Raw genomic sequence first — 6,844 nt, forward strand, 5'->3', positions numbered from 1 at the left:
AATACCGCTCTTATCGCGGGTGAACTGAACCCAAAAAGTTAGACGTATATTTGTTTGACTTGAAAATGTTTTAGATCATATAAAAAGTATACTATTATAAAAGATAGTTGTGGATTGAAAAGGTGTTTTCTATATCTGAGAATACCTTTTTTTATTTATAATTCAACAATACGTTTCCGAATATCAGCTACTATGCTAGTTGGATTATCAATCTCAAAAAAAACATACCTATACTTTTCATGCCCTTCTAGTTCAATCATTACAAGTGGCACTCTGTTTTCATAAGAAAGAAAATACCACTCATCTCTATACTTAAAACTACCTTCAAAAATATTAAGTGCCGAAATTGAAGTTCCAGGCATTCTGAGCATCCATTGAGGGGCATCAAAATAGTCAACATATACACTTTTAACAGTATCGTAAGGAATTTTCAATTTTAATTTTAATGCAAATAAACCTGTTATCCCAGTTAACTTTAGGGTCATGTCTTCGGTATTAAATTCAATTTCTCTTCCCATATGTCTCCCCCTATTTCCATTAAATCTAGCCTTATCCTATAAATTATATCATTCATAAGATAACGGTAGTTGTAGTTTCTGGATGTAAGTTTTATTTACGTCCATTTACCAAGAAAAGCTTTCCAAAATAGAGAAATACATTTGAATCCATAATATTTAAGCAGCTAATAAGGATTGAATTCTGTATTGTACAGGGGGCAATCCTTTTAATTTTGTTTTAATTCTTTTATGGTTATAGTAATGAATATAATTTTCTAATTCTATTTTAAAGTGTTCCATACTTTCAAATTCTTTAAGGTAAAGTAATTCAGACTTTAATAAGCCAAAGAAATTTTCTATGACTGCATTATCTAAGCAATTTCCCTTACGGGACATACTTTGAATTATATTATGTTCTTTTAAAGTATGCTGGTATTTGTCCATTTGATAGTGCCACCCCTGATCTGAATGCAGAATAAGAGTATCTTCTTTATTCAAGCGTTTTAATGCTTGATCTAACATCCTTTCAACTAAAAGGAAAGTAGGACGTTTCTCAATATTATAAGAAATAATTTCACCGTTAAACAAATCTAGAATAGGAGATAAATAGAGTTTTTCACCAAATAAGTGAACTTCAGTAACGTCTGTAACCCACTTTTCATTAGGGCGAGTGGCCTTGAAATCTCGTTTCAAGACATTAGGTGCCACTTTTCCAACTTTCCCACGATATGATCGGTATTTAGAGATTCTTACCAACGATTTTAACCCTAATTGATTCATCAAACGAAGGACAGTTTTATGATTAATCCTATAGCCCTTATTATGCAATTCTAGAGTGATACGTCTATATCCGTATCGTCCTTGATGTTCATGAAAAATCTGTTTAATTGCTTCTTTAACGTCTTTATATTTATCTTCTCGTTCCATTTGTTTCACCCAGTAATAATACGTACTACGGGCAATTTTAGCCATTCTAATCAAGTCCATAATTTTATATTCATGCCTTAACTCAAATATTATGTACGCTTTGTCTTTCTCTGTAATTTCTCTTTCTCTTGAATTAAGGCGTGTAACTTTTTTAAATAAGCATTTTCCATTCGTAAATATTCAATCTCTGATTGTAAATCGCTTTGAGAGTTCTTATCTTGTTTTTGTTTAGGCGCAATAGCTTTCTTTTTCTTCACAGTAGAATACCCCTTACTTGTCTTACGAAGAGCTTCTATTCCCTGTGACTCTAGTATTGTCCGCCATTTCCTAATAGTTTTAGGTGATGGAATATTAAACATAGCTGCAGCTTGTAGGGGCGAAGCTCCGGTATTGTTCATATAATTTAATACTTCCATTTTAAATCGAACATCGTATCTTGTAAATTTAGAATTCAAGGACTCTATCCCTTGTTTTTTAGAACGTGCCACCCATTCTTTTAGTAAAGTATAGCTCACTTGATATTTTTTGGCTGTCACTTTAAACGAATCATTTGTATTTAAATAATGTTCAACAGCATTTTTCTTTATCTCAAATGTATATTTTCTAGACATAATAAAACCGCACCTCCAATTGTTAGTAAGTGTCTAACAAATTGGGTGCGGTTCACATTGTGGGTGGTTCTTTTCGTTTTTCGTCGCTTTTTTTGTGCTTTCTTCCAAGACGTTGATAGGTATTTACCTACTCGTTTTGCAAAAAACACAGCGACTTCTCTAGCAATTACTTTTAAAATTTCAATTGCTATTATGAAAAGTATTTCCATGCGATCACCTCCTTTCTCCATAAAATGAAAGAGAAAGGATAGCAACCAACCACCCTGAAATATTCAGTTACGTTATATTAATTATACCATATTTACGGGTGGGTTAATAGCTTAAAAACCTTGATATGACAATGTTTTTAAGGGTTTTTGAGTTTTGGAATCAGAGATTTGAAATGGTAAAAATAATATTTTTTTTAGAAATGATTGACATATAACTCTATATATCATAATATTGAAATTGTAATATTAAAGAAACCAAATCCAACATTTTCATATAGACTTTAGATTAGCTAAAAGGACACACCTAAGGCGCATTATGCCATAGGTGTGTCCTTTTTTTGCGTTTAAAGGCTACATAAGGAGGAATACAAACATTGAAGCCATCTAAGTTTCAAAAGAAGCAGATTGTTGCGGTAGGTCTAGCTGCTGCAACAGTAGCGGGTATCTATGGATACAATCATTTCGCAGTAGAAAATGCTGTAAAACCAACAAAGATTGTTGTAGCCGCAAAGGATATACCTGCACATACAGAAATTAAAGAAGACATGCTAGTGGAACGAACTTTACCTGGTGATGCGATTCCCCCAAATGCATTACGTGTAAATAAAAAAGAGGTTGTAGGTAAGTGGACAAATGATGGGCAACCCATTACAGAAAATAGCTATCTCTTTAAAAACAAAGTAGTAAAGAAAGAGGAGTTACCGGACTCTGCTATTTTAAATTTGAAAGATGGAGAAGTTGCTTTCCCGTTACTCGTTGATTTAGAAACAAGTTCAGGGAATAGTATTATCCCAAACACGTATGTGGACTTGTATTTCAAACAAGTTGTGAAAGAAGGAGACAATGAGAAGGTTGTCTTTGGTGGTCTGTTCCAACGTGTACGTGTGACGGCTGCAAAAGATAGCAATACAGAAGATGCATTTGTGCTAGAAAAGAAAGAATCAAAAGAGGAACAAGAAGGAAAACAAAAGCCTAAAGTAACGCGATTATACACACTGGCTGTTTCCCCTGAACAACTTCAATACTTAAATCGTGCAAAAACACTTGGAGATGTCATTCCTGTTGCAGTTGGACAAAAGGTGGAGCAAACAGGGAAAGAATTAGAACCAGCTGAAGGATTCTCACAAATATCTGATCAAAAGAACATTTTAGACTATGTAGAGAAGCATTCGACTAATCCAATTTCTAAAAATGTAAAAGAGTATGTAGCACAGTATCTGAATGAATCTAAGTAAGAAAGGGGTTATTAAGATGGAGCGGCAAGCAAGAATCATTGCCTTTTATGCAACAAACGAAAATGTAGGGAAAAGCACATTAAGTATTGCGATGGCAAATGAATTAGCTCATTTAGGGAAAAAGGTGCTTTATGTTGAAGCAGACCAAGTAAGACCTAGCTTTGCGGTTGGAACTGGTCTTAGCCACGATAGTAAAAACATCTTAGAACTTGTAAGAAAAGAAAATGAATACAATCTCTCGCAATATATTTGTACCAAGCAAGATTTATTAGAGAGAAAAATGAATCCAAGGTTGATGCAAAAATTGCACGATAAGATGGATTTTCTAGTGTTTCCATCAGGTTATAACTTAGCTCAATTCCCAGAGATTCAAAACAAAGAACTGTTTGTAACGACATTTATAGAATCACTTGTAGATACAGAATACGATTCTATCATTCTATCAGTACCAACTGAATTATCTGAGGTTCTGAGTTATCCAATCCTATACCAATCAGACCTTGTAATTCATGTGTTAAACGGCAACCCTCGTGGTGCAATAGCAATTAAAAGAGAATTACAACTACTAGAAGAAGCAAAGCTAACATTGCCTCGTATGATTCATGTTTTAAATATGGCAGATGAGGATTATGTAGAAGATATTGAAAAGCTATCTTCCCAAAAAATTGCGGTGACAATTCCGTATGACAGGGATCGTACGAGTTATGAATGGGGGATGCAGTTTGGTTCCCCGCAAATTAATACAAAGGTCCATCACATTATGGAAGCAGCTGGTCTTGATATTCCAACCCAGCATACATCCTCTATGAAAAAGGGTCTCTTTGGTTTACGAAATTAAAAGGGAGGCAGTAGTATGTGGGGCTATTTACAGGGAAAACAAGTCGCCTTAAAGCGAAATCGAGTTGATTTATATCATTTTGGTTATATGATTCGTTCCAAATCAGCTCGAAAGTTAGGAACAACTACAGCTCAACAAATTAAAGATATCACGGATGAAATTCGTGCATTTTTAGTAAAAGACCATCGTGATATTTTAAGCGAATCTTTTATGAATAAAGAAAAGAGAGCAGCTGTAGAACAAATCATTAAAAGTTTTCTATTAAGTAATCAAGTCGTCATTTCAGATGTACCTTCTGAACAATTATTAAATATGGTATGTGATGATATTGTGGGATTTGGAATTATAGAACCTTTAAAAGAAGATCAGGATGTAACCGATATTTATATCAATGGTACAAAAGAAATTATTTACGAAAAAATTGGAGAGGGAGAGTTAACATTCCCTTACCGATTTGAGACGGAAGAAGAGGTAAAGGCTTTAGCCTATAAGATGGTAAATAGTACGTCAGAGTCATTAAATACAGCAAAACCATATGTGGACTGCGTGTTTCCCTATATCCGTATCAATATTGCTTTAGATGAACTTGGGGGACTCGGGACAACAATAACGATTCGTAAGAATGCAGATCATCTTCGTGCTTCTGAAGAGCGAATGTTATCTACTAATCAAGCGTCAAAAGAGATGTTGGACTTTTTGGCTGCAGCCGTGAAAGCCAAAATGAATATTCTAGTCGCTGGAGCAACAGGGACAGGGAAATCAGAGTTTATGAAATTTCTTGCTTCTCATATTCCGAAAGGAAAGAAAAAAGAACGTACTCTTGTAGTAGAAGATAACCCTGAATTATATTTGCATCGAATTTTTCCAGAACATCACTTTGTTCCGATGCAATGTAGGGCATCGGAAGTAGAAGAAAATGCAATTGATTTTGATAGATTGTTAACGAATGCACTACGTCAAGGACCAAAGCGATTAATTGTAGGGGAATCGAGGGGTAAAGAAGCATTAAAAATGATTAACTTTTTCCAAACAGGCCACCCTGGCTTTACCTCTGTCCATGCAAGAAGTGCCATAGAAGCAGTCAGACGTTTAATGCTCATGTGTCTGCAAAGTGGTGCGAATATTGATGCCCAGTATTTATATGAATTAATTTCACAGACATTCGATGTGATTGTCTTTTTAGAAAAGAAAGATGATGGGAATCGTTATATTACAGAGATGATTGAATTATTAGATTATCGAGGTGATATACAGTTTAATGAACTTTCTCAGTTTATCCCGACATACGAGGAACAGGATGAGATAAATGAAAGCATAGGAAAAATTCATGGACAGCACATTATTACAGGGAAAATGTCAGCTAAAATGGAGAAAAAATTCCGTTCTGCTACTTCTGTAAATCCAGCTCTTTATGCACCGTTCCTATCACAACAGGAGGTGCAGTATGCATAGTTTGTTCGCCTATGGATGTATATTATTAATCTTTATTAGTGTAGTATTACTTGTTTTACTTTTTGCAAAATCTAAAGGTTCTGCACTTTCCCAATTTGTACAAGAAAATGAGAAAGAAGAAAGGCGCTTGGAATTAAGGAATATTAAAGGCATACGAATGTATCTTCCACAATCTGTTATCCAAGAAGCCCAAAAGTACGAGTGGAAATTGACGAAAAGCATGTACTGGGTATATACGATTCTTTCGGGAATGAGTATAGCAGCAATATTCTACTTCTCATTTGGAAGAGATCCTTTTACCCTGATTTCTGCTTTATGTGGATTTTTAGTTCCGAGATTTCTTCTCTATCGAAGAAAAAAACGTTACTACTTGGTTGTCATTGACCGTCTCTCTATTTATATGAAGGCAGTAGCGAATGCGCTTCAAATTAGTAATAACGCTAAACGCGTGTTAGTACAAGTAAAGCCAATGATGCATGAGAGTATTCAAGAAGAAATAGAAAAAGTTTCTCTTTTATTAGAAGGTGGAACTACAATGCACCGTGCATTTAAAGGATTCAATGAAACTTTTAATTTTAGAGAATTGGTTTTCTTCCATGAAATGTTGGAAGTGTGTAGTCGAGAAGGCGGGGCGAATTCAGTACAAGTCTTATTAGATATTGCAGAAGATTTCGAAAAACAAAAGCTATATCTGGCAAGATTACGTTCTAGTTTGTCGCAAGCACAACGTGCGTTTGTACAGAACTGCTTAATCGTGATTGCCATGCCGATTGTGATTATGTTGATGTCAAAAGAAGCATATGGATTTTTAGCAGGTTCTATGATGGGGAAAATTGCATTAGCGGTAAATATGTTAATTGTCTTTTTCTTAGCAACCCGTGTAGAAAAGATTGCAAATTATAATCCAACAGAAAGAGGGGAATAAAGTGGCTACGATTTTAGCTTTAGTGGTATTCGTTGTCATGTACTGGGTATTCTCTACCTTTCTACAAAGTAAAAAAGACAGCGGTAGCCTACTTACAAACTATGTAGAAAATGCAAAACGAATTGAAAAAAAGAATTTAAATCAAATGAT

7 protein-coding genes are annotated in these 6,844 nt (G+C 34.6%); 4 read left to right on the forward strand and 3 right to left on the reverse strand.

Annotated elements, in window-relative coordinates:
• Window positions 1-155 precede the first annotated feature (155 nt).
• The 3 genes from K5S59_RS28505 to K5S59_RS28515 all read right to left on the reverse strand — a co-directional run bounded on the left by K5S59_RS28505 (window position 156) and on the right by K5S59_RS28515 (window position 2,244).
• Window positions 156-518 (reverse strand): hypothetical protein, encoded by a 363-nt coding sequence (locus K5S59_RS28505; protein WP_000532241.1) that lies wholly within the window; start codon window positions 516-518, stop codon window positions 156-158.
• 156 nt (window positions 519-674) lie between these two features.
• Window positions 675-2,035, reverse strand: a protein-coding gene (locus K5S59_RS28510; protein ID WP_103102378.1) for an IS3 family transposase whose coding sequence is annotated in 2 segments (ribosomal slippage) — window positions 675-1,579 and window positions 1,579-2,035 — 1,362 coding nt in all. Because the reading frame shifts where the segments join, the coding sequence is not laid out codon by codon here.
• Window positions 2,008-2,244, reverse strand: coding sequence for a hypothetical protein (locus K5S59_RS28515; protein ID WP_212935814.1), 237 nt, complete (start codon window positions 2,242-2,244; stop codon window positions 2,008-2,010). Before K5S59_RS28515 ends, K5S59_RS28510 begins: the two co-directional genes overlap by 28 nt.
• 374 nt (window positions 2,245-2,618) lie before the next feature.
• Between K5S59_RS28515 and cpaB the strand changes: the two genes are divergently transcribed.
• From cpaB to K5S59_RS28535, 4 genes are read left to right on the forward strand one after another with little or no spacing between them, the layout of a single operon-like run.
• Window positions 2,619-3,479 carry a Flp pilus assembly protein CpaB gene (cpaB, locus tag K5S59_RS28520; protein WP_000804792.1) on the forward strand — a complete coding sequence of 287 codons (861 nt, stop codon included), beginning with the start codon at window positions 2,619-2,621 and terminating at the stop codon, window positions 3,477-3,479.
• A gap of 16 nt (window positions 3,480-3,495) precedes the next feature.
• Complete coding sequence (locus K5S59_RS28525; RefSeq protein WP_000441033.1) at window positions 3,496-4,317, forward strand: CpaE/TadZ family protein; 822 nt, start codon at window positions 3,496-3,498, stop codon at window positions 4,315-4,317.
• Window positions 4,318-4,332: 15 nt separating this feature from the next.
• Window positions 4,333-5,769: a TadA family conjugal transfer-associated ATPase gene (locus K5S59_RS28530; protein WP_000264620.1), complete on the forward strand. Its 1,437-nt coding sequence runs from the start codon at window positions 4,333-4,335 to the stop codon at window positions 5,767-5,769.
• Entirely contained in the window at window positions 5,762-6,694 is a 933-nt protein-coding gene (locus K5S59_RS28535) for a hypothetical protein (RefSeq protein WP_000555804.1), read from the forward strand. The genes K5S59_RS28530 and K5S59_RS28535 overlap by 8 nt, the downstream gene beginning before the upstream one ends.
• Window positions 6,695-6,844 lie beyond the last annotated feature (150 nt).

Source organism: Bacillus sp. BML-BC051, assembly GCF_019656175.1.
Lineage (GTDB): Bacteria > Bacillota > Bacilli > Bacillales > Bacillaceae_G > Bacillus_A > Bacillus_A mobilis.